Annotated in this window: 19 protein-coding genes and 1 other annotated feature (1 of these 20 only partly in view); of the genes, 11 read left to right on the forward strand and 8 right to left on the reverse strand. The window is 34.9% G+C overall.

The window, feature by feature from the left end; all coding sequences use genetic code 11:
- Window positions 1-129: a binding site (T-box leader), on the forward strand (it extends 248 nt beyond the left edge of the window).
- 61 nt (window positions 130-190) lie between these two features.
- The 10 genes from J5E45_RS04875 to J5E45_RS04920 all read left to right on the forward strand — a co-directional run bounded on the left by J5E45_RS04875 (window position 191) and on the right by J5E45_RS04920 (window position 12,360).
- Window positions 191-1,294 carry a PLP-dependent transferase gene (locus tag J5E45_RS04875; protein ID WP_039067163.1) on the forward strand — a complete coding sequence of 368 codons (1,104 nt, stop codon included), beginning with the start codon at window positions 191-193 and terminating at the stop codon, window positions 1,292-1,294.
- Window positions 1,291-2,466 carry a cystathionine beta-lyase MetC gene (gene metC / locus J5E45_RS04880; protein ID WP_039067164.1) on the forward strand — a complete coding sequence of 392 codons (1,176 nt, stop codon included), beginning with the start codon at window positions 1,291-1,293 and terminating at the stop codon, window positions 2,464-2,466. The genes J5E45_RS04875 and metC overlap by 4 nt, the downstream gene beginning before the upstream one ends.
- Window positions 2,420-4,261, forward strand: a complete 1,842-nt coding sequence (locus tag J5E45_RS04885; protein WP_208181702.1) for a bifunctional homocysteine S-methyltransferase/methylenetetrahydrofolate reductase — start codon at window positions 2,420-2,422, stop codon at window positions 4,259-4,261. Before metC ends, J5E45_RS04885 begins: the two co-directional genes overlap by 47 nt.
- Window positions 4,255-6,501: a 5-methyltetrahydropteroyltriglutamate--homocysteine S-methyltransferase gene (gene metE / locus J5E45_RS04890; protein WP_155278099.1), complete on the forward strand. Its 2,247-nt coding sequence runs from the start codon at window positions 4,255-4,257 to the stop codon at window positions 6,499-6,501. The genes J5E45_RS04885 and metE overlap by 7 nt, the downstream gene beginning before the upstream one ends.
- A gap of 24 nt (window positions 6,502-6,525) precedes the next feature.
- Window positions 6,526-7,266 (forward strand): cyclase family protein, encoded by a 741-nt coding sequence (locus J5E45_RS04895; protein WP_119585253.1) that lies wholly within the window; start codon window positions 6,526-6,528, stop codon window positions 7,264-7,266.
- A gap of 506 nt (window positions 7,267-7,772) precedes the next feature.
- Window positions 7,773-9,629, forward strand: a complete 1,857-nt coding sequence (locus J5E45_RS04900; protein ID WP_208181704.1) for an assimilatory sulfite reductase (NADPH) flavoprotein subunit — start codon at window positions 7,773-7,775, stop codon at window positions 9,627-9,629.
- Between the two features lie 123 nt (window positions 9,630-9,752).
- Entirely contained in the window at window positions 9,753-10,820 is a 1,068-nt protein-coding gene (locus tag J5E45_RS14545) for a WD40/YVTN/BNR-like repeat-containing protein (RefSeq protein ID WP_208181706.1), read from the forward strand.
- A 187-nt stretch (window positions 10,821-11,007) separates the two neighbouring features.
- Window positions 11,008-11,448 (forward strand): LytTR family DNA-binding domain-containing protein, encoded by a 441-nt coding sequence (locus J5E45_RS04910; protein ID WP_039067172.1) that lies wholly within the window; start codon window positions 11,008-11,010, stop codon window positions 11,446-11,448.
- Window positions 11,445-11,915 carry a DUF3021 domain-containing protein gene (locus tag J5E45_RS04915; protein ID WP_039067174.1) on the forward strand — a complete coding sequence of 157 codons (471 nt, stop codon included), beginning with the start codon at window positions 11,445-11,447 and terminating at the stop codon, window positions 11,913-11,915. The genes J5E45_RS04910 and J5E45_RS04915 overlap by 4 nt, the downstream gene beginning before the upstream one ends.
- Window positions 11,908-12,360, forward strand: coding sequence for a DUF4188 domain-containing protein (locus tag J5E45_RS04920; RefSeq protein WP_208181707.1), 453 nt, complete (start codon window positions 11,908-11,910; stop codon window positions 12,358-12,360). The genes J5E45_RS04915 and J5E45_RS04920 overlap by 8 nt, the downstream gene beginning before the upstream one ends.
- A gap of 92 nt (window positions 12,361-12,452) precedes the next feature.
- Here J5E45_RS04920 and J5E45_RS04925 read toward each other — a convergent pair whose 3' ends face one another.
- From J5E45_RS04925 to fadX, 5 genes are read right to left on the reverse strand one after another with little or no spacing between them, the layout of a single operon-like run.
- A complete protein-coding gene (locus J5E45_RS04925; protein WP_069792646.1) occupies window positions 12,453-13,637 on the reverse strand; it encodes a thiolase family protein in 1,185 nt (394 codons plus the stop codon).
- 32 nt (window positions 13,638-13,669) lie between these two features.
- Window positions 13,670-15,928, reverse strand: coding sequence for a 3-hydroxyacyl-CoA dehydrogenase/crotonase FadB (gene fadB, locus J5E45_RS04930; RefSeq protein WP_069792647.1), 2,259 nt, complete (start codon window positions 15,926-15,928; stop codon window positions 13,670-13,672).
- Window positions 15,929-15,970: 42 nt separating this feature from the next.
- Window positions 15,971-17,179, reverse strand: coding sequence for an acyl-CoA dehydrogenase FadE (fadE, locus tag J5E45_RS04935; RefSeq protein WP_107548610.1), 1,209 nt, complete (start codon window positions 17,177-17,179; stop codon window positions 15,971-15,973).
- 58 nt (window positions 17,180-17,237) lie between these two features.
- Window positions 17,238-18,764 (reverse strand): long-chain-fatty-acid--CoA ligase FadD, encoded by a 1,527-nt coding sequence (gene fadD / locus J5E45_RS04940; RefSeq protein WP_039067180.1) that lies wholly within the window; start codon window positions 18,762-18,764, stop codon window positions 17,238-17,240.
- 17 nt (window positions 18,765-18,781) lie between these two features.
- Window positions 18,782-20,356 (reverse strand): fatty acid degradation protein FadX, encoded by a 1,575-nt coding sequence (gene fadX / locus J5E45_RS04945; RefSeq protein WP_039067182.1) that lies wholly within the window; start codon window positions 20,354-20,356, stop codon window positions 18,782-18,784.
- Between the two features lie 729 nt (window positions 20,357-21,085).
- Here fadX and mgtE point away from each other — a divergent pair.
- The gene (mgtE, locus tag J5E45_RS04950) at window positions 21,086-22,471 is read left to right on the forward strand and encodes a magnesium transporter (RefSeq protein ID WP_107548607.1); all 1,386 of its coding nucleotides are present in this window, start codon (window positions 21,086-21,088) and stop codon (window positions 22,469-22,471) included.
- A 333-nt stretch (window positions 22,472-22,804) separates the two neighbouring features.
- Here the strand turns inward: mgtE and J5E45_RS04955 are convergent, their stop codons facing one another.
- From J5E45_RS04955 to J5E45_RS04965, 3 genes are read right to left on the reverse strand one after another with little or no spacing between them, the layout of a single operon-like run.
- On the reverse strand, window positions 22,805-23,758 hold the full coding sequence (locus tag J5E45_RS04955; protein WP_208181709.1) for a metal ABC transporter substrate-binding protein: 954 nt from the start codon (window positions 23,756-23,758) through the stop codon (window positions 22,805-22,807).
- Between the two features lie 15 nt (window positions 23,759-23,773).
- Window positions 23,774-24,613: a metal ABC transporter permease gene (locus J5E45_RS04960; RefSeq protein WP_107548605.1), complete on the reverse strand. Its 840-nt coding sequence runs from the start codon at window positions 24,611-24,613 to the stop codon at window positions 23,774-23,776.
- Window positions 24,606-25,343, reverse strand: a complete 738-nt coding sequence (locus J5E45_RS04965; RefSeq protein WP_107548604.1) for a metal ABC transporter ATP-binding protein — start codon at window positions 25,341-25,343, stop codon at window positions 24,606-24,608. Before J5E45_RS04965 ends, J5E45_RS04960 begins: the two co-directional genes overlap by 8 nt.
- Between the last annotated feature and the right edge of the window lie 266 nt (window positions 25,344-25,609).

A 25,609-nucleotide genomic window follows, 5' to 3' on the forward strand; every position in this document is an offset into this window, starting at 1 on the left:
TTATTGAAAATACGATTATATGATTCAGATAACGCCAATCACATAACAACTTGGTGTACTGGATAAGGTTACTTTAGTGATAAAGTAACAAACAAAGGTGGTACCGCGAGCTAAGCTTTCGTCCTTTACATCCGAATTATTCGGGTTTAAAGGACGGAAGCTTTTTTATTTTAAAAGGAGGTTAACAATTATGAAAAATACTGAATTCGCACAGATCGCACTTTCTCAAGATCATACAGGTGCAATCGCTAATCCAATATACTTATCTACAGCATATCAACACCCTAAGCTCGGGGCTTCAACAGGATATGACTATACAAGAACTAAAAATCCAACACGTTCTGCATTTGAAGAAGCATTTGCAAAACTTGAAAGAGGTACTGCTTCATTTGCAACGTCTAGCGGTATGTCTGCCATCCAATTAATTTGTAACTTATTTAAATCTGGTGATGAAATTTTAGTTTCTTTCGACTTATACGGTGGTACTTTTAGACTTTTTGATTTTTACGAGCAGCAATACGGTATAAATTTCAAATATGTTGATTTCCTTAATTATGAAGAAGTAGAACAAAGTATTACAGAAAATACAAAAGCACTATTTATCGAACCGATTTCTAATCCGCAAATGATAGAAGTCGATATTGATCCATATTACATTTTAAGTAAAAAGTTCAACCTATTATCTATCATAGATAATACATTTTTAACGCCATATCTTTCAACTCCGCTTGAAGAAGGTGCGGATATCGTTTTACATTCGGCTACAAAATATATCGGAGGTCACAACGATGTCCTCGCAGGTGTTGTGACTGTAAAAGATGAACAACTTGCTGAACAACTAGGACAATTACACAATATGATTGGCGCGACGCTATCGCCTTTCGATAGTTATCTATTACAACGTGGCCTAAAAACATTGCATTTAAGAATGGATCGTTCTGAATATAATGCTAAATTACTTGCCGAACGATGTAGTCAACTAGAAGCCATTGATCAAGTACTTTACAGCGGACGTACTGGTATGTTGAGTTTAAGGCTAAACAAAAATTATAAAGCCGATAAATTCTTAGAACATTTAGAAGTTTGTATTTTCGCTGAAAGCTTAGGTGGCACTGAAACATTTATTACTTTCCCATACACACAAACGCATGTAGATATGCCAGATGAAGAAAAAGATAAACGTGGCATAGACGAATATTTATTAAGGTTATCCATTGGCATTGAGAATTATGAAGATATCGAACAAGATATTATTCAAGCATTAGAAAAATCTAAACAAGGAGTGATTTCATGAGTTTATCAAAAGAAACAGAAGTAATATTCGATGCACATAGAGGGATTGATTATGATTCAGCAAATCCTCCTTTATACGATTCTTCAACATTTCACCAACAAGTTTTAGGCGGTGATGTTCAATATGACTACGCTAGAAGTGGCAATCCAAACCGCGCTCTTTTAGAAGAGAAACTAGCTAAACTTGAAGGTGGCAGTCATGCTTTTGCATACGCATCTGGTATAGCAGCAATCTCATCAGTGTTACTCACGTTAAATGCTGGTGATCATGTCATTCTCCCAGATGATGTATATGGCGGGACATTTAGATTGACCGAACAAATATTAACACGCTTTAACATTGAATTTTCAACTGTAGATACGACTCACTTAAAAGAAATTGAAAATGCGATTCAAGACAACACACAATTAATATATATCGAAACTCCATCGAATCCATTATTTAAAATTACAGATATTCGAGGAGCTGCAGATATAGCCAGAGACAATAACTTGTTACTTGCTGTAGACAATACCTTTATGACCCCACTTGGGCAGTCGCCATTAGCACTCGGCGCAGATGTTGTTGTACATAGCGCCACTAAATTCTTAGGCGGTCACAGTGACATTATCGCCGGCGTAGCTATTACCAACAATCAAACCGTTGCTGATGCGCTTTACCTTTTACAAAATGGCACTGGTAACGCCTTATCTGCACAAGATAGTTGGACGTTAGCTAAACATTTAAAAACTTTACCTGTACGTTTTCAACAATCTGTAGAGAACACCAAACAAATATATGATTTCTTAGCACAATGTGATGAAATCTCTGAAGTCTATTACCCAGGAAATAGCGAGCTACATTTATCTCAATCACATCATGGTGGAGCTGTGTTAGGTTTTAGATTGAAAGATGAGACAAAAGCTCAAGCATTTGTAGATGCCTTATCACTACCTTTAGTTTCAGTAAGTTTAGGAGGCGTCGAAACAATCCTCTCTCATCCAGCTACAATGTCACATGCAGCTGTACCTAAAGCAGTTCGTGAAGAACGTAATATTACATTTGGCTTATTTAGATTGAGTGTCGGATTAGAATCAGCCGACGAATTGATTTCAGATTTAAATTACGCATTTAAGGAGGCTTTCAATGAGTCAACTACTCGACAAACTAAAATCCAACATATTAGTCGCTGATGGTGCTATCGGTACAATCCTTTACTCTGAAGGCCTTGATACTTGCCCAGAAGCGTATAACTTAAACCATCCCGATAAAGTCGAACGTATTCACCGCACCTATATTGAAGCTGGTGCAGATATTATTCAGACCAATACGTATGGCGCAAATTTTGAAAAATTAAAAGCTTTTGGTTTAGAACATAGAGTGAAAGACATTCACCAAGCAGCAGTACAAATTGCCAAAAAAGCAGCAAATGATGATACTTTTATCTTGGGTACTGTCGGTGGTTTTAGAGGCATTAAACAAGAAGACTTAGAGCTCTCATCTATTCAGTATCATACGGAAATCCAAGTAGAAACTTTAGTTAATGCTGGAGTAGATGGTATTCTCTTTGAAACCTATTATGATTTGCAAGAACTTACAAACATTATTGAGGCCACCAAACGTAAATACGATATTCCAATTATTGCTCAACTAACTGCTTTAAATACAAATTACTTAAGAGATGGTACTGAAATTAATCATGCACTACAACAGGTAACTTCAAGTGGTGGAGACATTGTAGGATTAAACTGTCACCATGGTCCACACCATATGCAGCAATCCTTTTCACACATCGAATTACCTGAGGGTGCATATTTATCTTGTTACCCAAATGCAAGTTTGCTAGATATTGAAAATAGCCAATTTAAATATAGTGATAATGCATCTTATTTCGGTAAAGTTGCTAAACAATTGATTAACGAAGGTGTAAGACTGATTGGTGGTTGTTGTGGTACAACTCCGGAACATATCCAATACATCAAATCGTCTGTAGCTGGTTTGAATCCTGTTACTCAAAAAGATGTTATACCGATTACAAAATATATCAATAACACAGAAAAAGAACCAAAAAAACAAAACCTTAAATCAAAAGTTGAAAATCGCCCTACTATTATAGTCGAATTGGATACTCCGAAGCATCTTGATACAGAAACATTTTTCAGAAATATCAAAAAACTAGATGATGCACAAATTGACGCCGTCACTTTAGCTGATAATTCACTAGCAACGGTACGTATTAGCAATGTAGCTGCTGCAAGCATTATTAAACAGCGTTATGATATCGAGCCCTTGGTGCATATCACTTGTCGTGACCGCAATCTCATCGGATTGCAATCACATCTATTAGGATTGTCATTACTAGATATCAATGAAATTTTAACAATCACTGGTGATCCTTCAAAGATTGGTCATTTACCAGGAGCAACCAATGTTTATGATGTGAATTCTAAAGGTCTAACCGAAATAGCCTTACGTTTTAATCAAGGTATTAACACTGATGGTGATGCGCTGAAGACAAAGACAAACTTCAACATCGCAGGTGCTTTTGATCCAAATGTAAGAAAGTTAGACGGTGCAGTTAGACGCTTAGAGAAAAAATTAGAGAGTGGTATGCATTACTTTATAACACAGCCAGTCTATAGCAAAGAAAAAATTAAAGAAGTTTATGAAGCGACAAAACACTTAGACGTCCCTTTCTTTATAGGTATAATGCCCGTTACAAGCTACAACAACGCATTATTCTTACACAATGAAGTACCTGGCATTAAATTATCGGATGAAATATTAGAACAATTTGAAGCAGTTAAGGATGACAAAGCCAAAACAAAGGCTTTAAGTCTAAAACTTTCAAAAGAACTGATTGACACAGTACATGAGTATTTCAATGGTTTGTATTTAATTACACCATTCCAAAAAGTCGATTACACACTAGAACTTGCAAACTATTCAAAAACAATTACTTCAACTAAACAGGAGGCAATATTATGACAATTAAAACATCAAATTTAGGTTTTCCAAGGTTAGGTAGAAAAAGAGAATGGAAAAAAGCAATCGAAGGATATTGGTCAAATAAATATGATTTAGAAACACTTCATCAACAATTAACAGATTTACACAAAGAGAATTTATTACTCCAAAAAAATTACAATTTATCTAGTATTCCGGTTGGAGATTTCTCACTATATGATCATATCCTTGATACATCGCTACTTTTTAATATCATCCCTGAACGTTTTCAAGGTAAAGATGTAGATGATGATTTATTATTCGATATTGCCAGAGGTAATAAAGAACATGTTGCGAGTGCATTAATCAAATGGTTCAACACAAACTATCATTATATCGTTCCAGAATGGGATCATGCTGAACCTAAATTAAACAAAAACGTGTTGCTTGAACGTTTTAACTACGCACAATCTCTTAATGTAACTGCGCATCCAGTTATCGTTGGACCAATTACATTTGTGAAATTATCTAAGGGCGGCACGCAATCATTCGAAGAAAAAGTAAATACACTTTTACCTTTATATAAAGAAGTTCTACAATCATTAGTTGACGCTGGCGCTGAATATATTCAAATCGATGAGCCATCATTAGTTACTGACGATAGTTCAGAATATGAAACTATCACGCAAGCCGCATATGATTATTTTGCTGAGGCTGGTTTAGGTGAACACTTAGTAGTACAAACTTATTTCGAACGAGTTAACTTAAAATTCTTAAACGGTCTCCCTGTTAAAGGATTAGGTTTAGATTTCGTACATGATAATGGATTTAATCTACAACAAATTAAAGCAGGAGATTTAGACAATTCCAAAACACTTTATGCAGGAATCATCGATGGCCGTAACGTTTGGGCTGCCGATATCGAAGCTAAAAAAGAACTAATTGAAACATTACAAACATATTCAAGTAATCTTGTCATCCAACCTTCATCTTCACTATTACACGTTCCTGTATCACTAGATGATGAAACGCTAGATACATCAATCGCTGAAGGTTTAAGCTTCGCTACCGAAAAATTAGATGAATTAGATGCACTTAGACGTTTATTCAATGATAACGATGATACAAAATATAATGAATTAAAAGCACGTTATGAACGTTTCCAAAATCAATCATTTAAAAATCTTGAATACGATTTTGATAGTGTACGTACTTCAAGACAATCAGCTTTTAAAGAACGTAAAAAAGCACAAGACGCGCGCCTAAATTTACCAGATTTACCAACAACGACTATTGGTTCTTTCCCGCAATCACAAGAAGTTCGAAAATATCGCGCAGATTGGAAAAACAATCGTATCACAGATGCAGCATATAAAGACTTCTTAAAAAATGAGATTGCTCGTTGGATTAAAATTCAAGAAGACATTGGTTTAGATGTCCTTGTACATGGTGAATTTGAACGTAACGACATGGTAGAATTCTTTGGTGAAAAACTACAAGGTTTCTTAGTAACGAAGTACGGTTGGGTACAATCATACGGTTCACGTGCGGTTAAACCACCAGTTATTTATGGAGATGTAAAATGGACAGAACCTCTTACTGTCAAAGAAACATTATATGCGCAAAGTTTAACTGATAAACCAGTTAAAGGCATGTTAACTGGCCCTGTCACTATTTTAAACTGGTCATTTGAACGTGTTGATTTACCACGCGAAGAGGTTCAAGATCAAATCGCCTTAGCAATTAACGAAGAAGTGTTAGCCCTTGAAAATGAAGGTATCCAAATCATCCAAGTTGATGAACCTGCATTAAGGGAAGGCTTACCGCTCCGTTCAGAATACCATGCAGACTATTTAGATAAAGCAGTTCGTTCGTTTAAACTGTCCACATCTTCAGTCGCTGATGCAACACAAATTCATACACATATGTGTTATTCTCAGTTTGGGCAAATCATTCATGCAATTTACGACTTAGACGCAGACGTTATTTCTATTGAAACATCACGTAGCCATGGTGATTTAATTCAAGACTTTGAAGATATCACATACGATTTAGGTATCGGCTTAGGGGTATATGATATTCATAGTCCAAGAATTCCAACTGAAGCAGAAATTACAGAAGCGATTAACCGTGCTTTACAAGAAATTGATCGTTCACTTTTCTGGGTAAACCCAGACTGTGGTTTGAAAACACGTAAAGAAGATGAAGTTAAAGAAGCGCTTAGTGTATTAGTAAATTCTGTTGATAAATTACGTAAATCAACAAATACTGCAACTGTCTAATTATCAATTTTATAGGTGATGCCAATGAGTTACCCTTTATGGAAGCAATTAGAACAATTAAAATTATCAACGTGGGTCGACTTGACCCACACGTTTGATGAAACTATTCCTTGTTTCAGTGAATTTGAGCGTGCCAAAGTTTCAACACTTTTTAATGTTCAAAATGATGGCTTCTATGTTCAAAATTGGAATATTGTAAGTCAGTATGGGACACATATCGACGCCCCTATTCACTTTGTAGAAAACACACGTTATTTGCATGAATTAAATTTAAAAGAACTGGCCCTGCCACTTGTTGTTTTAGATTTTTCACAAGATGTAGCAGAAAATGCAGATTTTATTTTAACGCGTAGCCATATTGAACAGTGGGAGACTGAACATGGCTTAATTGAGCCTGAGACATTTGTTGCTTTTCGCAGTGATTGGTCGAAACGTTGGCCAAATATCGAAGCGTTTGAAAATAAAGACTCCGATGGCAATCAACATTTGCCAGGTTGGGGGTTGGATGCTTTAAAATATTTACTTGAAGAACGTAAAGTTAAAGCAATTGGACACGAAACTTTCGATACAGATGCATCAGTAGATATTGCGAAAAATGGCGATATTGTAGGTGAGCGTTACGTGTTAGGTCAAGACACCTATCAAATTGAACTATTGACCAATTTAGATCAGTTACCTAGTCGAGGCGCAATCATTTATGCCATCAGTCCCAAACCGAAAGATGCACCAGGATTTCCTGTACGTGCATTTGCGATAAAGCCTTAAACTTAAAACATAAAATTAGTATCATTTACAGGGTCCGAGATATGTATATATAACTCGGGCCCTGTATAACTATAAAAATAGTCCTAAGCAATCTATAACAACAGATTACTCATGGGTAATCTTAAATATGTTTGTTAATAAACTAACACACAGTTGATGGCATATACATATTGGCGTTAACTCAGTTGTCACGCTTGTTAGTTTAAGTCGTACTTGTGTATATGAGCTTTAGCTTAAGTAATCATTTTCTACCAATTATTTACATCGCTAGTTATCTTCCCCAACTGTGAGTCAGAAATCTTTTTAGCACAAGAAGGTTTCTGATTCTTTTTTATTAATATTATAGTACAAAATACATAGGTCATTAGTTTGATTTTACATAAATGATAATTCATATCATTTAAAAACTTTGAATCAATGTTATAATTCAAGAAAATTCAATATAGTTTATCTTGGGTGCTTTCCACCTATTTTCTATATAAATAACATAAACAGAGGTGACTTTTTTGCAACTTAATCAAACCAACGCTCCTTTTAATAAGGAGCAATTAGCACTTATAAATCAACTACTACCGATGCTTTCAACAGAACAGCAACATTGGTTAAGTGGTTACCTTATCAATCCAAATGCACTAGAGTCTGAAGATGACGCTTCAGTAGCACAAGAACCAAACTCACTAAACAACGCTGAGAACGAAACAAATAATTTAACTTCTACAGTTAATTCATCGGAACCTATAGATATCAATATATTGTATGGCACAGAAACAGGTAACGCTGAAGAAATTGCTGAAACATTTGAAGGTAAGCTAAAAGAACACAATTTTAATGCACATTTATGGGATATGGATGATTTTCCTAAAGAAACATTAGCCGATGTTGAACATCTTTTTATCATTTGTTCAACACAAGGCGTGGGTGAGCCTCCTATTAACGCTTTAGATTTATATGAATATCTTCATAGCGATGAAGCGCCACAGCTAGACACTGTCAACTTTGCAGTATTAGCGCTTGGGGACCAAGACTTTCCAGATTTTTGCCAGGCAGGCAAAGACTTTGATCATGTTTTAGGTGAACTAGGTGCAAATAGAGTAGCTGACCGCGTAGATTGTGATTTTGACTTTGAAGAAACTGCCGAGCAATGGATTACAAATATGCTTGAATTACTTTCTCAAACATCATCGAATATGGATACGATTGACGAAGAAGATGAAACTGTCACTATAGATGAACCAGAAGCGCCATTTTCTCGATCAAACCCTTTTCAAGCAGAAGTTTTAACAAATACCGTACTAACACAACCAGAAGCTTCTCGTGAAGTACGACACTTAGAACTATCACTTGAAGGTTACTCTGAAGCATACGAACCCGGAGACAGTTTGGTTGTTATACCGCACAATGACTCATCATTAGTTGCAAGTCTAATCTCAGCATTAGGTTGGGAAGCTGACACTAATATTAAACTAAGCGACAACGAAGAAGCACGCTCACTTAACGATGCGTTAAAATATGATTTTGAAATTTCTAAATTAACGCCAGGCCTCTTACACAATGCGGCCGAATTATTTGGTAATCCAATGTTAAATGCAAATGTCCAAAAATCAGAATGGATTCAGGATTATATATATGGGAGAGATGTGATTGATTTAATCCAAGACTTTACGCCCGTATCGTTAGAGCCCCATATGCTACCGCAGCTATTAAGAAAATTGCCACCAAGAGAATATTCTATAGCGAGCAGTAATCAAGTCAATCCTTATAGTGTGGATATCACAGTACGCGTTGTGAAATACGAGTCACATCGTCGTGAACGCCAAGGCGTTTGCTCTGGACAACTTGCCGACCGCACACAAATAGGTGATAAAATCCCTGTTTATCTTAAAAAGAACCCTAATTTCAAGTTCCCATATAACAACCATACCCCAGTCATTATGATTGGCGCTGGGACAGGCATAGCGCCTTACAGAGCATTCCTTCAAGAAAGAGAACATTTACAACTTAAAGGAAATCAATGGTTAATATTTGGAAATCAAAATTATGACGCCGATTTCTTGTATCGTAGTGATTTAGAATCATGGCTTGAAAAAGGCGTCATTAGCAAATTAGACTTAGCATTTTCACGAGACACAGAAAACAAAATCTATGTCCAACACCGTATTGAAGAGAATGGCGCAGATTTCTATAAATGGTTAAGAAATGGTGCGACCGTTTACCTTTGTGGTGACAAAGATGAAATGGCTAAAGGCGTACACCAATCACTTGTAAATGTATTAGTGCAACATGGTGACTTTACTCAAGCACAAGCGGAAGATTATTTAACAGAACTCATTAAAAATCAAAGATATCAACGAGATGTGTATTAATTTAGGGTATAAATATCCTAAATTTAATAATCACTATCTTAATAAATACAAAATAGTTATGGATAAAACAATGTAGTCTGGATTCATTTTATTCGTACTCAATTTTTAAAAGGTGGCTATAATATGACACAATTCGCAATCACTTATGATAATGCATTAGTATTAATAGATAAGGAACATGATCATATCCAACTTGAAAGAAAATTAGAAGGGATGAATACCATTTCAATCGCTCAAGACCCCAACAATAAAGACGTTCTTTATTGTGGCACATTCGATCGAGGTTTATGGAAAAGTATAGACAAAGGTCAGACATGGTCCCCTATCGGCACACGTTTCACTTATAATAGTCCATTCAACAAAGATGACATTCACATGACAGCTGTCACTGCAGTTACAGTTATAGATATAGGTAATAATCACAGTGCTGTATTTGTAGGTACTGAACCTAGTGCTTTGTTCATATCATATGACCAAGGTAATTCATTCGAATTGCTTACCGATTTTAGTCATATTACTGGTAAAGATCAATGGTTCTTTCCTCCTAGACCGCATACGCATCATGTAAAATGGTTTGACACAAGTATTAAATCACCAAACATGATTAACCTTACAATTGAAGCAGGTGGCTTTATTCAATCTACCGATGTGGGCCAACATTGGACAGCGCCACAAACCGAAGATACGCCTATTGATATTCACGTCTTAAAGAGCCATCCAGACTACCCAAATAAATTATACGGCGTTTTAGGCGATGCTTTCTTAAATGGTGGACGTGATACATTTATTGAAAGTGATGATTATGGTAAGTCTTGGACAACGTTTATTGAAGGAATTGAACATAGATATGGCTACGGTTTAGCGATTAATACTCAAAACCCAGAGAATATTGTTATTGCTACTTCGAATTCTCCATATAACGCACATAACTATGGAGATAACACCTTTTCAACCATTTACGCTATTAATAAATCACAAGAGAACAAGTGGGTTGAAGTAACTACAGGACTACCCTCTCCAAATGGCACATTAGTTTCATCCATCACTGAGCAAGATGGCACCTTTTATATTGCTAATAACAAAGGCGTCTATTATTCAGATGACGGCGGTGTCAGTTGGACAGCGTTTGATATAACATGGCCAGATTCACTCACATCTCAACACGCACACCAATTTATTACTTTAAATTAGAAAATGTTAGACGAATAACCTTAAAGTTTGGACAATAACCAAGCTTTAAGGTTATTTTTTCGCTCAATCACACCGTTTTTCAGAGTGAATAAATACCACTTAACCACAAATACATACCACTTGTATAATTTATGTAGTATTTTTAGTTAAAATTTGTTTTACTTATGGCAATAGGAGGTGTGCCTGTATGGATTTAGAAATAATTCACGATAATGATTTATCCAAAGGAAAGGTTGTCATTCAGAGTCATAAACATACTGAACAACTACCAGAAATTATTGCTTATATAAAACAACTGTCACAAAATAAATTATTCCCTGGAAAATATGATGATGATGTTTACTATATCAAACTCCAAGATATTATTAGCTTTCGCATAGAGAATAAAATTTTAACGATTATCACGCCAGACCGTCAATATACCAGTGCTCAGCGTTTATATGAAGTGAAATCACAAATCAGTCCTCAATTTCTACAAATTTCAAAATCTGAAATTATTAATATTAACTATATCGATCATTTAAAACTTAATAAAAATGGCACTATCGAGATTCGTTTTACGAACAATGATTTCACCTACTCTTCGCGGAGATATTTGCCATTAATCAAGGAGGCTTTAAAACTATGAAACGTTTATTTTGCGGAGCAACCATTGGTATTGCTATTGGCATAATTATTGCTTTAATATTTTCAACTATTTTTGCAAGAACGGCTTTTCACCCTGTATCGCCTATATCAACCATGGGGCATCTTTATTTTCAACATTTAAACGAATTACAAATTATGTTTATCTCAGTTATTATCTGGGCCTTAATAGGTATTAGCTTTAGTTTTGGTGAACTTATATTTTCAAATTCTAGGAAATCACTTTTATTTAAAACATCACTTCATTTTAGCCTTATGTTTATCATTATGTTGCCTTTAGCTATACTAGCAGGATGGTTTCCGCTTAAATTATCAGCAGTTTTGTTTTTCATCATTATCTATACAGTTATCTATTTTATTATTTGGACCATAGAAACGAAAAGGAATCAAAACGATATCAATGAGATTAACGCTATGCTATCCAGCAGAAAGAAGGATAAAAATGAATAAAGGTAGATATACTGTGTTACCTGATGAACCTATTACAATATTCTTGATTGGTCTTCGTGTGAACAAATGGTACAAAATTCATAAATGGTTACCTGTACTTTTGGCTATGCCACCTATGCTCAATGAATTATCGAAAAACAAGTCACTCGGTTGCCTCTCTTATGAAATGTTATTTAAATATCGTGGCGTGATGGTAGTACAATATTGGCAATCAAATGAACAACTTTTAACTTATTCAAAAATGCCAACACATTTAAAAGCTTGGCGCAGATTTGCAAAATCATTAAAGCAAAATGAGGCTGTCGGGTTTTATCATGAGACTTATAACTCAGATACAAGTCAGTATGAAAACATCTATATCAACATGCCTGACTTCGGTCTAGGTAAAGCACGTGATAACCAAGCAGTAAACAAAGCAACACAAAGACTACGCTCTCAAAGATGATTTTAAATTATTTGTTAAAAATAGATTATTACAAAACATAATGGCCGAGACATATTAACTGATGCCCCGGCCATTATGATATTGCTTATATATTATCTTATATATTCAAAGATGCCTGCAGCGCCCATGCCGACACCGATACACATTGTTACCATACCATATTTTGTATCTGGTCTTTTTTTCATTTCTGATAATAATCTACCTACTAACATTGCACCAGTAGCGCCTAGTGGATGTCCTAATGCAATTGCTCCACCATTAACATTCGTCTTCTCAGTATCCAATCCAACTTCTCTCATTGACGCTAAAGTTTGAGATGCAAAAGCTTCATTTAATTCTACTAAATCTATATCGCTAACATCTAAGTCCGCTTGTTTTAACACTTCAGGAATTGCGTAAGCTGGTCCAATCCCCATTAATTTAGGATCTACACCAACAGCTTTGAACCCTACAAAGCGTGCAATTGGTTTAACACCTAATTTCTTAACTTTTTCTCCAGACATGACAACTACAAATCCAGAACCATCTGTTAATGGTGCAGATTGCCCTGCAGTCACTGTGCCGTCAGCCTTAAACACCGTGCGTAGCTTAGCAAGTGCTTCTTTATTTGTGTCGGGTCTAATTAATTCATCATCTTTAAACACTTCTTTGCTAATAACCGGACCATTTTGATTATAAGTCACTTTATTAACTTCTATAGGTATAATTTCATCCTCAAATTTACCTGATTGTTGTGCTTCTGCAGCACGTTGATGGCTTTGCACAGCATATGCATCTTGGTCCTCTCTTGAAACATTATATGTTTCAGCAACCATTTCTGCAGTCAATCCCATAGGATAAGAAACACCAGAATCTTCATCTTGAAGTATTGGATTATTCGTCGGTTCATTACCACCCATTGGCACTGCACTCATCAGCTCAATACCTCCAGCGACAAGGACATCTGCTTGGTCAGCAATAATTTGATTTGCCGCATGTGCAATCGTTTGAAGTCCTGAAGAACAATAGCGATTCACCGTTTGCCCTGGCACTTCATTAGGCATACCTGCAAGTAATGCAATCGTTCTTGCAATATTCTGACCTTGCAAGCCTTCTGGGAATGAATTGCCGACAATCACATCTTCTACCATGCTTGGCTCAAATGAACCTCCAACTCTTTCTAATACACCTTTTAATACTTTAGCGGCAACCTCATCTGGTCTTTCATGAGCCATTGCACCATTTTTTGCTTTACCAGCTGCTGAACGTCCATAAGCAACAATATATGCATCTCGCATTTAAGTTCACCCTTTCTTATTCTGATTAATGATTAGTTACGTAGTGGTTTACCTTTTTCTAACATGTGTGAAATTCTGTCATACGTTTTTTTATTTTGTAAAAGTTCTAAAAATCTTTCTTTTTCAAGTTTTTGCAAATATCTTTGATTAACGTAAGTGTTACGCGGAACATCTCCGCCTGACAATACCTCTGCCACTTTCAACGTAATTTCATAATCATAGTCACTAATAAAATGACCTATACGTTGTGCATCTAACTGACCTTCAGCCAATGCTTTAAAGTCTTTTCCTAATGCTATATATTGTGTTTTTGGTGTTGGCACATAATTTGTTTCCGCTTCATAACGGGCTCTGTTTAAGGCTACCTCTACACGTCTTTCGGTATTTAGAATTACTGTATCTGTATTTCTTAAATAACCAAATCTGATAGCTTCATAGGCATTAGTTGAAACTTTTGCAAAACCGATTTGCATCAGTATATCTGTAATTGATTTTTGTTTATCATCATTTTTATGATTCGTACGTAGCACTCTATCTGTTAATTCAGCAAGACCACCTCCAGCAGGTAACAAGCCAACTCCTGTTTCAACAAGACCTATATAAGACTCGCTTGCAGCAACTACAATTGGTGAATGTAAAACTAATTCACAACCGCCTCCTAAAGCTCTACCGTGGACTGCTGTCACTACTGGTTTCAACGAATATTTCAATCTAGAGAAAACGTGGTGCAATTGCTCAACTGCTGCGCCAACTTCTTCTACTACGCGACCTTCTTCATGCGCTCTTTTCATTTGGAATAAGTTCGCACCAACACTGAAGTTGTTTCCACCGCCATAAATGACCATACTCGTATAGTCTTCACTTTCTAATTTATTAATTGCATCTAATAAATCATCAAGGAAGCCGTTAGAAATAACATTGTTTTTACTTTGTAGTTTTAATAGAAGTTGATCTTTATTAGCTACTGATAAATTTGAATCCTCTTTATCCCAGATTTCTTCATCAATATATTCTGCTACTGGTGTAATTCGTTCAATAGATTCACCTTCACTATAGAATGGTGTAGTACGTTGTTCTATCCAATCTGGTAGCTGACCTAACTCTTCTTTCATACGTGATTTCACACGTTCGAATCCCATTAAATCCCATAGCTGGAATGCACCTAGTTTCCAATTGAATCCCCATACTAATGCACGGTCAATATCTTTAAAGGATTCTGCAGCTTTAGGTACATTAACCGCTGAATAATAGAAATTGTTTCTTAACGTTTCCCATAAGAACACGCCTGCATCATCTTGTGCATTAAAGATAACATCCAAATTATTGGCTAAGTCTTTACTGAATTTAGCTAAAATTTCTAATTGTGGTTGTTCAGGCGCTACATAATCATTTTGTTCTGGATTAAACACGTAACGTTTTTTATCTACTTTTTTATAAAAGCCTTGTTTGGTTTTATTACCTAATGCACCGTTTTCTACTAATTTTTCAGATAGTTTAATATCGTGGAAGAAAGGTTGCTCTTCGGGTATACTTTGTAATCCTTTGATAACCGCTAAAGCAATATCTAACCCAACTAAATCAGACAAACCATACGTTCCCATCTTAGGTCTGCCAATACTTCGACCCGTTAAGGCATCTACTTCTGTAATAGAAAACCCTTGCTTTTCAGCTCTATACATAATGTCATTCATCGTTTGAGTACCTACGCGGTTAGCAACAAATCCTGGCACATCATTTGCTACAATGACACCTTTACCAAGTACGTCTTCAGCAAATGCTTGCACACGTGCAACCACTTTTTCAGAAGTGTTGCTATTTGGGATAATCTCCACTAATTTCATAATGCGTGGTGGATTAAAGAAATGCATTCCAAAGAATCTTTCTTTATCTTGTGTATCAAATACATTTGCTATTGACTCAATTGGAATCCCTGACGTATTCGTTGCAAATATAGCTTCTTTTTTGGCAACGTCTTTGACTTTATTCCAAACCTGATGTTTAATATCTACTTCTTCTTTAACTGCTTCTATATAAATATCTGCATCATCTTGCCCTACTAAATCTTCATTAAAATTACCGTAAGATAAATTAGATGCAAACGCTAAATCAAATAATTGTGGACGTTTAGGATTTGTTATTATCTCATATGCTTTTTTTGAAATTTTATTAGGATCATTTTCATCTATCACAATGTCTAGCAGTTTTACTTTTAGTCCTGCGTTAACAAGCAGCGCTGCGATTTGACTGCCCATCGTACCCGCGCCTAATACTGTTGCTTTTCTTATCGTCATACTAAACCCTCCAAATTTTTTCTTGAACTACATATATGTGTATTAAATAAATGCTGAGTCACCTGTAATTGCTCTTCCAATTACCAAGGCGTTAACTTCATGTGTACCTTCATAAGTGTAAATAGCTTCAGCATCTGCAAAGAATCTAGCGATATCGTACTCACCAGCTAAAATACCGTTACCACCATGTACACCGCGGCCCATAGCTACTGATTCTCTTAATCTTAATGAGTTCATCATTTTCGCAGTTGAAGTCGCTACTTCGTCATATTCTCCATTGGCTTGCATGCGCGCAAGTTGTGCACATGTAGCCATTGCTTGGGCTAAGTTACCTTGCATCATGGCTAACTTTTCTTGAATTAACTGGAACTTACTAATTTCTTTACCAAACTGTTTACGTTTTGTTACATAATCCGTGGTTGCTTTTAAGGCACCAGCCATAGCACCTGTAGCCATATACGCCACACCTGCACGTGTAGAATACAATACTTTCGCAATATCTTTAAAAGTATTAATATTTTGCAGACGATTTTCCTCTTTGACGACTACATTTTTTAAACGAATTTTTGCATTAGGAACAATTCTAAGTGCAATTTTATGTTCTAATAATTCTATTTCCACGCCTTCTTGACTTGGTTCAATGATGAAACCTTTTGGCTTACCTGTATCGACATCAACCGCATATACGGGCATAACATCTGCTACATTTGCACCGCCAATCCATTTTTTCTCACCATTGATAATCCATTCATCGCCTTCTTTTTTAGCCGTAGTTTCTAATCCACCTGCAACATCAGATCCATGCTCTGGTTCAGTTAGTGCGAAACATGTACGCAATTCATGAGATTGTAATTTTGGTAGATAGTAAGCTTGTTGTTCTTTACTGCCTCCAAACCAAAATGAATTATGTCCTAAACCTTGATGTACACCTAATAGTGTCGCTAAAGATACATCAAATCTTGCTATTGTATACGACATGAAAAATTGGAACATTTGACTCGGTGTTTGTGCACCTTCACGACCTTCAAAGAGTAATGGATTTCTGAAATAATTTAATTTGCCTAACTCTTCAAAATAGTCCTCTGGCTCAGTAGCATTTAGCCAATGCTCATTTACTGAGTCTCGATATTTTTCTTCTAACATATCATTCAACTGTTTTAGTAATTTAACTTCACCTTCCGTTAAATCTTTCGCAATGCTTAAGATATCTTCTGGGTACAGTGCTTTAATTGTTTCTTCCTTTGTTGGCATAATTAAAACCTCCATTATAATGTTTGCGCTTACATTTATATTAAAAATTTTTTGCTTATTAATTTAATTCATCTTTACCTTGAACTAACTTCTGAGCTTTTTCATTCATATATTTCTGAAGTTCTAACTTGTCTGCTTTTGATGTAGAGTTCAATGGCATATGTGTTAATTTTAGATATAATCTCGGTATTTTATAACCAGCAATATTTTCTCTCATATATTCATCTAATTTCTGTTCAAAGTCTGGATCATTCTCAGTAAGTACGACCGCTGCAGAAACTGACTCACCATATTTTGGACTATCATATCCTACGACAACACTTTGAGCTACGAGTGGGTGTTCTGATAATATCGCTTCAACTTCAGAAGGTAATACATTCTCACCACCAGTAATAATCATCTCTTTGCGGCGATCAACGATATAGACATCACCATCTTCATCTACTTTTGCTAAATCACCAGTTAAGAAATACTCGCCATGAAACGTTTTTGCAGTTTCTTCTGGTTTGTTCCAATAACCTGGCGTTACATTATTCCCACGCACCCCAAGCTCACCAATTTCTCCAACTTCTACTTCTTCAAAGTTATTATCAAATATGCATATATCCATGAACATTACTGGTTGCCCAATACTGCCCGGTTTCTGCGCGCCATTTTCTGGTGTATTAACCATGACGAGCGGTGCTTCAGTTAAGCCATAACCATTAATAATAGAATAACCCATGCTATTAAATTTCTTTTGCACCATTGGTAACGGTGATGAACCGCCTTGAATTAAGAAATCAATACTTTCAAAATTTTTCAAATCAAAGTTATCGGCTACTAACATGGCATAATACATCGTTGGAATCTGAATTAAATAATTTGGTTGATATTGAGCCATTAAATCATTTAACGATTCTCCATTGAAGTAACGTTGCAGTATAAGTGTGCCACCAGCCATTAATAAAGGTAGCGTCAAATCGTTAAATCCTAACACATGGAACATAGGCGTTGAAATAATTGTTGTGTAAGTTGAATTAATTTTATAAGTCAGCGCTACATTAATTGGATTATTTACAAAAGAGTCGTATGAGAACATAACTCCTTTAGGTAATCCTGTAGTACCACTTGTGTACATTAGAGAGGCTAAATCGCTTCCTTCAACACTTACAGTATTGAAAGGGCGATGTTGCGTTGGGTCTACGATATCATCATATACTTTTGAATCTATATCCATGTGTAGTAATTCATCTGCAACGCCCTCTAAACTTGAAACATGTTTCTCAGCGTAGAAAATCAGTTTTACATTTGAATCAGTTATAACACTTTCAATCTCTTGCGTTTTAAGACGCCAATTAATTGGTAAGTATACGGCGCCTAATTTAAATGACGCAAACATTAAATCCAATAGTGCTACATCATTGGGCGTGAATATACCGACGACATCACCACGTTTAATACCTTGATCTTGTAAATAATTAGCTAAGTTTTCTGCACGAATATTCAAATCTTTATAGGACCATTCAGTTCCTTTAAATGGATCAATCACTGCGGCTTTATTATCATCAAACGTTGCTCTTGTTTTAATCCAGTCGTAGTTCATATTTTTCTCCCCCTTATTTAAATACGATGTACCGACTTAATTGCTTGAGACAATCCTCCCCATTCATCTTGATAAATATCACTATTAGTCACTTTGATATCATCAGCAATGATAGGTTTAAATGCCATCTGTGCCAAAATGTCTTGTTCTAGATCCAATCCAGGTGCAATCTCAAGAAGTTTCAATCCCTTGGACGTTAATTCAAAAACTGCTCGTTCCGTTACAAAGTAAACTTCTTGTTTAAGTTCCAATGCGTTATGGGCGTTAAAATCCGTATTACCGATATTATTTACAAATTTTGAAGTATGACCTTCTTGCTCAACAGTCACTTTGTTGTTCTTGTAAGATAGTTGACCCCCGACAACCATCGAACCTGAAAAAACAATGGTATGCACCGTTTGGCTGATATCTATAAAGCCTCCACAGCCATTCATTTTATCTCCAAATTTTGAAACATTCACATTTCCAAATTGATCAATTTCGGCAAAACTGAGATAAGCTACATCTAAACCACCGTTATAAATGAAGTCCCATGTCATGTCGTGTCTCATACGGGCACTCAAATTATAGTTCATGCCAAATCGTGATCCACTACTGATTAAGCCACCGAAAACCCCTGTGTCAATATTCGGTTGTACTAGATGATTCACTTGTTCTTCGCTTAACACATTAGATAATTCATTATTTATGCCAAAACCAATACTGATTACGTCTCCCTCGAGTAGAAATTGAGCTGCGCGCCTCAATATTACTTTACGGGTACCTAAAGATATATATGGTTCTCGCATCTTAGCGATTTGATAATGGCCAGAGAGTGCAGGATCATATTGTGTTTGTATGACTTGTCTATGAAGTTTTGGATTTGTATTAATAACTACATAGTCTACGAGCTTTCCTGGAATAAACACATCGCTCGGGTTAAAGCTACCTTTTTCCACAACATCTTTAACTTGAACAATTACTTTTCCTTTATTCCTATGCGCTGCAGCCGCCAAACTATAACCTTCACCTAAATGCGCTTCATGAGTCATATAAATATTTCCATCTGTGTCGGCATATGTACCTCTTAATAGTGCTATATCAATATCAGGAAAATGATATTGTAAATACTGTTGCTTATTAATTTCTATCAATGATACTAAATCCTCTGTCGTACGAGTATTGACTTTACCGCCTGAATAACGAGGATCAACATTGGTATTTAGGCCAATTTTAGATATTATGCCTGGTGAAGCTTGCGTTTTACTTCTATAGTGTGTTGTAATCACGCCTTGTGGTAAATAATATGCTTCAATGTCATTATTACGCATTGCATTGATGGTTTCTGGTGAACCAGTAATGATGCTTGTAATTAATCGCTTAATCATACCTCTTGTTGTAAAAGAATCTAAATCATAACTATCACCACGATAATCACTAATGTCATTCGCTAGCATAAAGGTAAAATTCTTAAAAGATTGATTTTCATCATTATGTTCGACTAACGTTTTCAGTATCTCAGCTGGTAAATTAGCCGTGGATAAGGCTGCCAGAGCTATAACATCACCTTTTTTAATGATGCTTGTTAAATCTGAAAATGGAATTACTTTCATATAGGTATCTCCTATCTTTATTTAATCCAAACTGTTATACATAATTTCCCTTTTAAAATCTCTCCTTTTCCATAAATGTAAGCCCTTACATGTAATATACCATTATTTTTAAAAATTATGCAAAAATTTCAAATTTTACAAATAAATATCTTCCTTACAACTAAAAATTAGCTTTCTTGCAAACTAACCAGCTCTTTTATACTGTTTCAGTTAAAATACGTAATTTTAGCTGCAGTTAGATATATACGATAATATTTGAAAATGTATACACTTATTAGTTAAAAGTCCCTTTCATTTAGCTAATACAACTCATAAAATCTTTGTATTGTGAAGAAAATCAATACTTTAAGTTAAGGTTTTTTACGCAAAAGTGTTTTCTATATCAAGACACCTATAAATATTAACAATTACACATAAGTAGAGCATCATATAATTAGGTTAACCTAAACATATTGTTTCAGCTCCCAAAATATGTCATAATTGCACACATGCTTTTTAAGTGAGCATGTAGTGAATACGAAATACACTATATAACTGTATTAGCACGCGTCATAATGGGTGAGAAATCTAAAAAATATTATAAAACCTATTTGTATGGGACTAAGCATGAGCTTCAACTAATATTTTTGCGTAGCACTCCGTTTGACGATGAAACAACTAACATTTTCAGAAAATAAAATGATACCGAGTTCACTTAACAAGAAAACCTCTATGATTGGAGATGATAAAATGATAGGAAACAATAATATCCTAGAAAGAAATAACGCGTTATTTAATAAATATGAAGCGTTATTGAAAATGATTCAACAAGGAGAAGATAGCCAATTTGTATATAGTTTTTCTTGTTTACATCCATATGAAAAAAGTGAATTTTTCTTTTTAGTGGATGAAGAAGAAAGATTATATATGTATCACTTTCTAAACTCAGAAGAGATGGCGCAAATTTTAAGTAATGCCGAAAATCTAAGATATGATATTTCAATTGTCTTTAAAGAAATACCTAGTGATTTTTCTAAAGAAGCAATCTTAAAAATGTCAGATGACGATGCAACGTATGTATTAAATCTATTAAATAGTGACCAAAAATCAGAAATTTTTAACGCCTTACCAGAACAGAAAGCGGATGAGCTTAAACATTTAATGAGTTACCATCATGAAACTGCTGGTAGTATCATGACCACCGAATATATATCAATTTCATCTACAATAACAACTGGAGATGCATTAAATCAGATTAAAATGCGTTCAGGAAAAGTACAATCAATTTATGTAGTCTATGTAGTGAATAATGATAATAAACTCATTGGCGTACTTTCTCTTAGAAATATTATTAATTCAGATCCTAATCAACTCATTAGTGATGTAATGAATTCAGATGTCATTAAAATTGAGAGTTTTATAGATCAAGAAGAAATTGCACATGTAATGCGTAAATATGATTTCTTAGCTATTCCGGTAGTTGACGAACGTAATCACCTATTAGGGATGATTACAGTAGATGACATCATTGATGTAATCGATAAAGAAGCAAATGAAGATTATTTAAAAATGGCTGCCTTGGACCGTGTGAGTGATGCAGAAGGCACAATTATTAATAGAGCGACTAAACGCTTACCTTGGTTAATATTGCTTACTTTTTTAGGGATGATCACCGCCACGATACTGAGCTCTTTTGAAGATACTTTAGCAAAAGTGTCGCTACTCGCAGCGTTTATCCCCATTATTAGTGGTATGTCTGGTAATACAGGTACACAATCATTAGCAGTATCAGTAAGAGGTATATCTACAGGAGAAATGAAAAAGAAAAATAAATTTAAACATGCTCTAAAAGAATCAACGAGTGGATTAATTACTGGTAGTGTATGTGGATTCATTCTCTTTTTAGTTATAGTAATTATTTATAGCCAACCTTTATTAGGTTTGATTGTAGCTATCAGTTTAACAATCGCTATGACAGTAGGTACTACAATTGGTTCATTAATACCCTTCTTTATGACTAAGATAGGTATTGACCCAGCTGTGGCTAGTGGACCATTCATCACAACAATCAACGACATTGTAAGTATGTTAGTATACTTTAGTCTTGCTACAACATTTATAAGTTCTCTTACTTAAAATATGCTCTTTATAAAGCGTCACTACTCACTTATTTGAGTAAGTGGCGCTTTTTGGTTAACTTTATTTCATTTAACCTATCCAAATTATGTATTAATTTATATATCATCTAGACATAGCAATATATGGCGTTAAACATGCGCTAAACATTGAAAATAATACATTGTATACGTGATTACGTATATTCAAATAAACATAAAAAACGGTAAGGCTAGACAAGAATCTAATTTTACTAATTAGATATCGCTTGTCTTGACCTCACCGCTTTTTAATTATTGAAGTTTTTACTTTTTACGTAAAGTGTAAATATCCCTCTAGAGCTATTAATTCTCTTTATTTTTTCAATCCGTCTTTAAGCACATCTAAATTATATTCAAGGTATTTTAAATAAGTGTCTGCTTGCTCGCCTTTTTTACCTATTTCATCTGAATAGATTGGCTTTTTATAAATAGGCACGCCAGTTTCGTTAGATACTGTTTTCATTGGACGCGTGTCCACGTTAGATTCTACAAATAAAGTAGCAGGTTTATTACTTTTTATAAATTTAGTTAAATCTTTGATTTGTTTCGGAGTGCCATTTTCATCCGTATCAATTGGCCAAATATAACCTTCTTTTAGATCATAACGGTCAGTCAGATATTGAAAGGCTTGTTCACTAGCTACAAATACACGGTCTTTTTTAGGAATACTACCGAGTTGTTGTTTATAGTTATCCTCGATGTTATTTAATTTCTTTAAATATTCTTTTTCATTAGCTTCATAATAATTTTTATGTTTAGGGTTTCTTTCTGATAATGATCTTGTAATGTTTTTAATCATTTTTTCCCCAACATTTGGGTCGATGAAAGCATGAGGATTTACTTCTTTGTTACCATCTTCGTCTTTAATGTATTTAGGCGAAACCCCTTCTGATGCTTTAATAGCGTTCTTTTTAGAAAAATCAGTAGAACTTAAAGCTTTAGAGAGCCAACCTTGATCTCCACCTTCTAAATTCAATCCGTTATAAAAAACTAAATCGGCTTGAGATAAATGTTTAATGTCGCTTGGTTGCGGCTCGTAATCATGTGGATCTGTACCAGTAGGAACAAGATTCGTTACTTCAACGTGTTTCCCACCTATTTCTTTGGTCATGTCTTCAATCATTGAAAAACTTGTAACGACTTTGACTTTATCTTTATCAACAGCTTCCAACTTACCGTCAGAATCGGCGTCTTTTTGGTTATTGCCACATGCTGATAATATTATCGTTAATAAAGCTGTAGCTAAAATTAATATTATCTTTTTCATTGTGAGACCTCCTGTCTATGATTTAATCATTTTCCATAGCAATCCATTTTTCGGTGCTAAGATGAATGTAATGATGAATATTATTGTAATTACTAACACGATGACTACGCCTGATGGTAAATTGAAGGTCACGCTAAAGAACAGTCCAATCACAGATGACACCATGCCTATCAATGCAGAAGTTAAGATCATCGTTGATAACCTTTTGGTCAATAAATATGCCGTAGATGCTGGCGTAATTAATAATGAAACAACTAAAATTACACCTACTGTTTGTAGTGAAGCTACTGTTACTAGTGTTAATAAAACCATAAGCGTATAATGAATAAACTTAACTGGTAAACCAGACGCAGCTGCCATTGTCGGATCAAAACTGGATAGTAAAAATTCTTTATAAAACACAATAATGACTATCAATACAACCGCTACTACAATAAATGTGATGGTTCTATCTTCTGGTTTCACGGTCAACACGTTACCAAATAAAATTTCAGTCAAATCGATAGCTGACTGTGCTTTAGTAATCAGTAATACACCCAGCGCTAAAAATGAAGAAAACACAATACCTATTGAAGAATCGCTCTTAATCTTACTGTTTTGATTAACAAAACCAATGCCTAATGCCGCTAATACTCCAAATACAACGGCTCCATAAAAGAAATTAATCCCTATCATATAAGAGATCGCCACGCCAGGTAGGACAGCATGTGAAATCGCGTCTCCCATTAAAGCAAGACTTCTAAGTACTATAAAGCACCCTATCACACCACAAATCATACCTATTACAATTGAAGTAATCAGCGCTCGTTGTAGAAAACTAAATTCAAATACATCGTGTATAAACTGACTAACCATGATGCGCCCCACTTTCTGAAGCGATTAAAATATCAGTACCGTAGGCAGCTTTTAAATTACTGCTATTAAATACAGTCGCTACTGAACCAAAGTCAATTAATCGTTTATTTAAAATAATTAAACTATCAAAATATTTCTCCACTTTAGACAAATCATGATGAACAATTAAAATTGTTTTACCTTTTTGAGATAACTCTTTCAACAATTCGACAATAATTTCTTCACTGGTAATATCGATACCTACAAAAGGTTCATCTAATAAAATAAGGTCTGTTTGTTGAACCAGTGTTCGCGCAATAAGTATGCGTTGAAATTGTCCACCTGATAGCTCTCCAATTTGATTATCCTTATACTCAAGCATATTTACTTTTTTAAGTGCCGCTTCAGCCTCTTGCTTTTGTTGTTTACGCGGTAATTGCCATGGTTTTAATACCGGATAAAACCCTAACATCACACAGTCTAAAACTTTCATTGGAAATGTTGAATCAATATTACTTTTTTGTTCGACATACGAAATATTTTTAGGTTGCTTAGCTATTGGCAAATCGTTAAAACGGGCGATGCCTTTATGAGGCATTAAATTAACTATAGACTTAATTAATGTTGTTTTGCCCGCGCCATTAGGGCCGACAATTCCTACAATTTGCCCTTTTATAAGTTGGAAAGAAACATCTTGTAACGCTTCTGTTTTATTTTCGTACGTTACAGATAAATTTTTTATATCTAGCATGAAATTACTCCTTTCCTTCTTTTCTGATATAAAAACAATAATGTTAGGCTAACCTAATTTTAATGTTTAGTCAATAAAATGATTTTATTCAAAAGCATTATTATGCTCTAGCGTATATATTTAACTTTATATTTATTTCCAAATTAAAAATTATTAATAAATCGAGTATAGTTGTACAGCATATAGGTTATTAGAATTAAGAACTTAATGTAGGTAAGAAGGATTGTGAAGTTGGTGCTTGCTAAGAGGGTGCTACTGAATAAAAC

It is taken from the genome of Staphylococcus shinii (assembly GCF_017583065.1).
Lineage (GTDB): Bacteria > Bacillota > Bacilli > Staphylococcales > Staphylococcaceae > Staphylococcus > Staphylococcus shinii.

Bases quoted from the DNA above. Each gene is read 5' to 3' on its own strand.
- J5E45_RS04875 (WP_039067163.1), top strand. From the start codon at position 191: ATGAAAAATACTGAATTCGCACAGATCGCACTTTCTCAAGATCATACA.
- metC (WP_039067164.1), top strand. From the start codon at position 1,291: ATGAGTTTATCAAAAGAAACAGAAGTAATATTCGATGCACATAGAGGG.
- J5E45_RS04885 (WP_208181702.1), top strand. From the start codon at position 2,420: ATGAGTCAACTACTCGACAAACTAAAATCCAACATATTAGTCGCTGAT.
- J5E45_RS04895 (WP_119585253.1), top strand. From the start codon at position 6,526: ATGAGTTACCCTTTATGGAAGCAATTAGAACAATTAAAATTATCAACG.
- J5E45_RS14545 (WP_208181706.1), top strand. From the start codon at position 9,753: ATGACACAATTCGCAATCACTTATGATAATGCATTAGTATTAATAGAT.
- J5E45_RS04910 (WP_039067172.1), top strand. From the start codon at position 11,008: ATGGATTTAGAAATAATTCACGATAATGATTTATCCAAAGGAAAGGTT.
- J5E45_RS04915 (WP_039067174.1), top strand. From the start codon at position 11,445: ATGAAACGTTTATTTTGCGGAGCAACCATTGGTATTGCTATTGGCATA.
- J5E45_RS04920 (WP_208181707.1), top strand. From the start codon at position 11,908: ATGAATAAAGGTAGATATACTGTGTTACCTGATGAACCTATTACAATA.
- J5E45_RS04925 (WP_069792646.1), bottom strand. From the start codon at position 13,637: ATGCGAGATGCATATATTGTTGCTTATGGACGTTCAGCAGCTGGTAAA.
- fadB (WP_069792647.1), bottom strand. From the start codon at position 15,928: ATGACGATAAGAAAAGCAACAGTATTAGGCGCGGGTACGATGGGCAGT.
- fadE (WP_107548610.1), bottom strand. From the start codon at position 17,179: ATGCCAACAAAGGAAGAAACAATTAAAGCACTGTACCCAGAAGATATC.
- fadD (WP_039067180.1), bottom strand. From the start codon at position 18,764: ATGAACTACGACTGGATTAAAACAAGAGCAACGTTTGATGATAATAAA.
- fadX (WP_039067182.1), bottom strand. From the start codon at position 20,356: ATGAAAGTAATTCCATTTTCAGATTTAACAAGCATCATTAAAAAAGGT.
- mgtE (WP_107548607.1), top strand. From the start codon at position 21,086: ATGATAGGAAACAATAATATCCTAGAAAGAAATAACGCGTTATTTAAT.
- J5E45_RS04955 (WP_208181709.1), bottom strand. From the start codon at position 23,758: ATGAAAAAGATAATATTAATTTTAGCTACAGCTTTATTAACGATAATA.
- J5E45_RS04960 (WP_107548605.1), bottom strand. From the start codon at position 24,613: ATGGTTAGTCAGTTTATACACGATGTATTTGAATTTAGTTTTCTACAA.
- J5E45_RS04965 (WP_107548604.1), bottom strand. From the start codon at position 25,343: ATGCTAGATATAAAAAATTTATCTGTAACGTACGAAAATAAAACAGAA.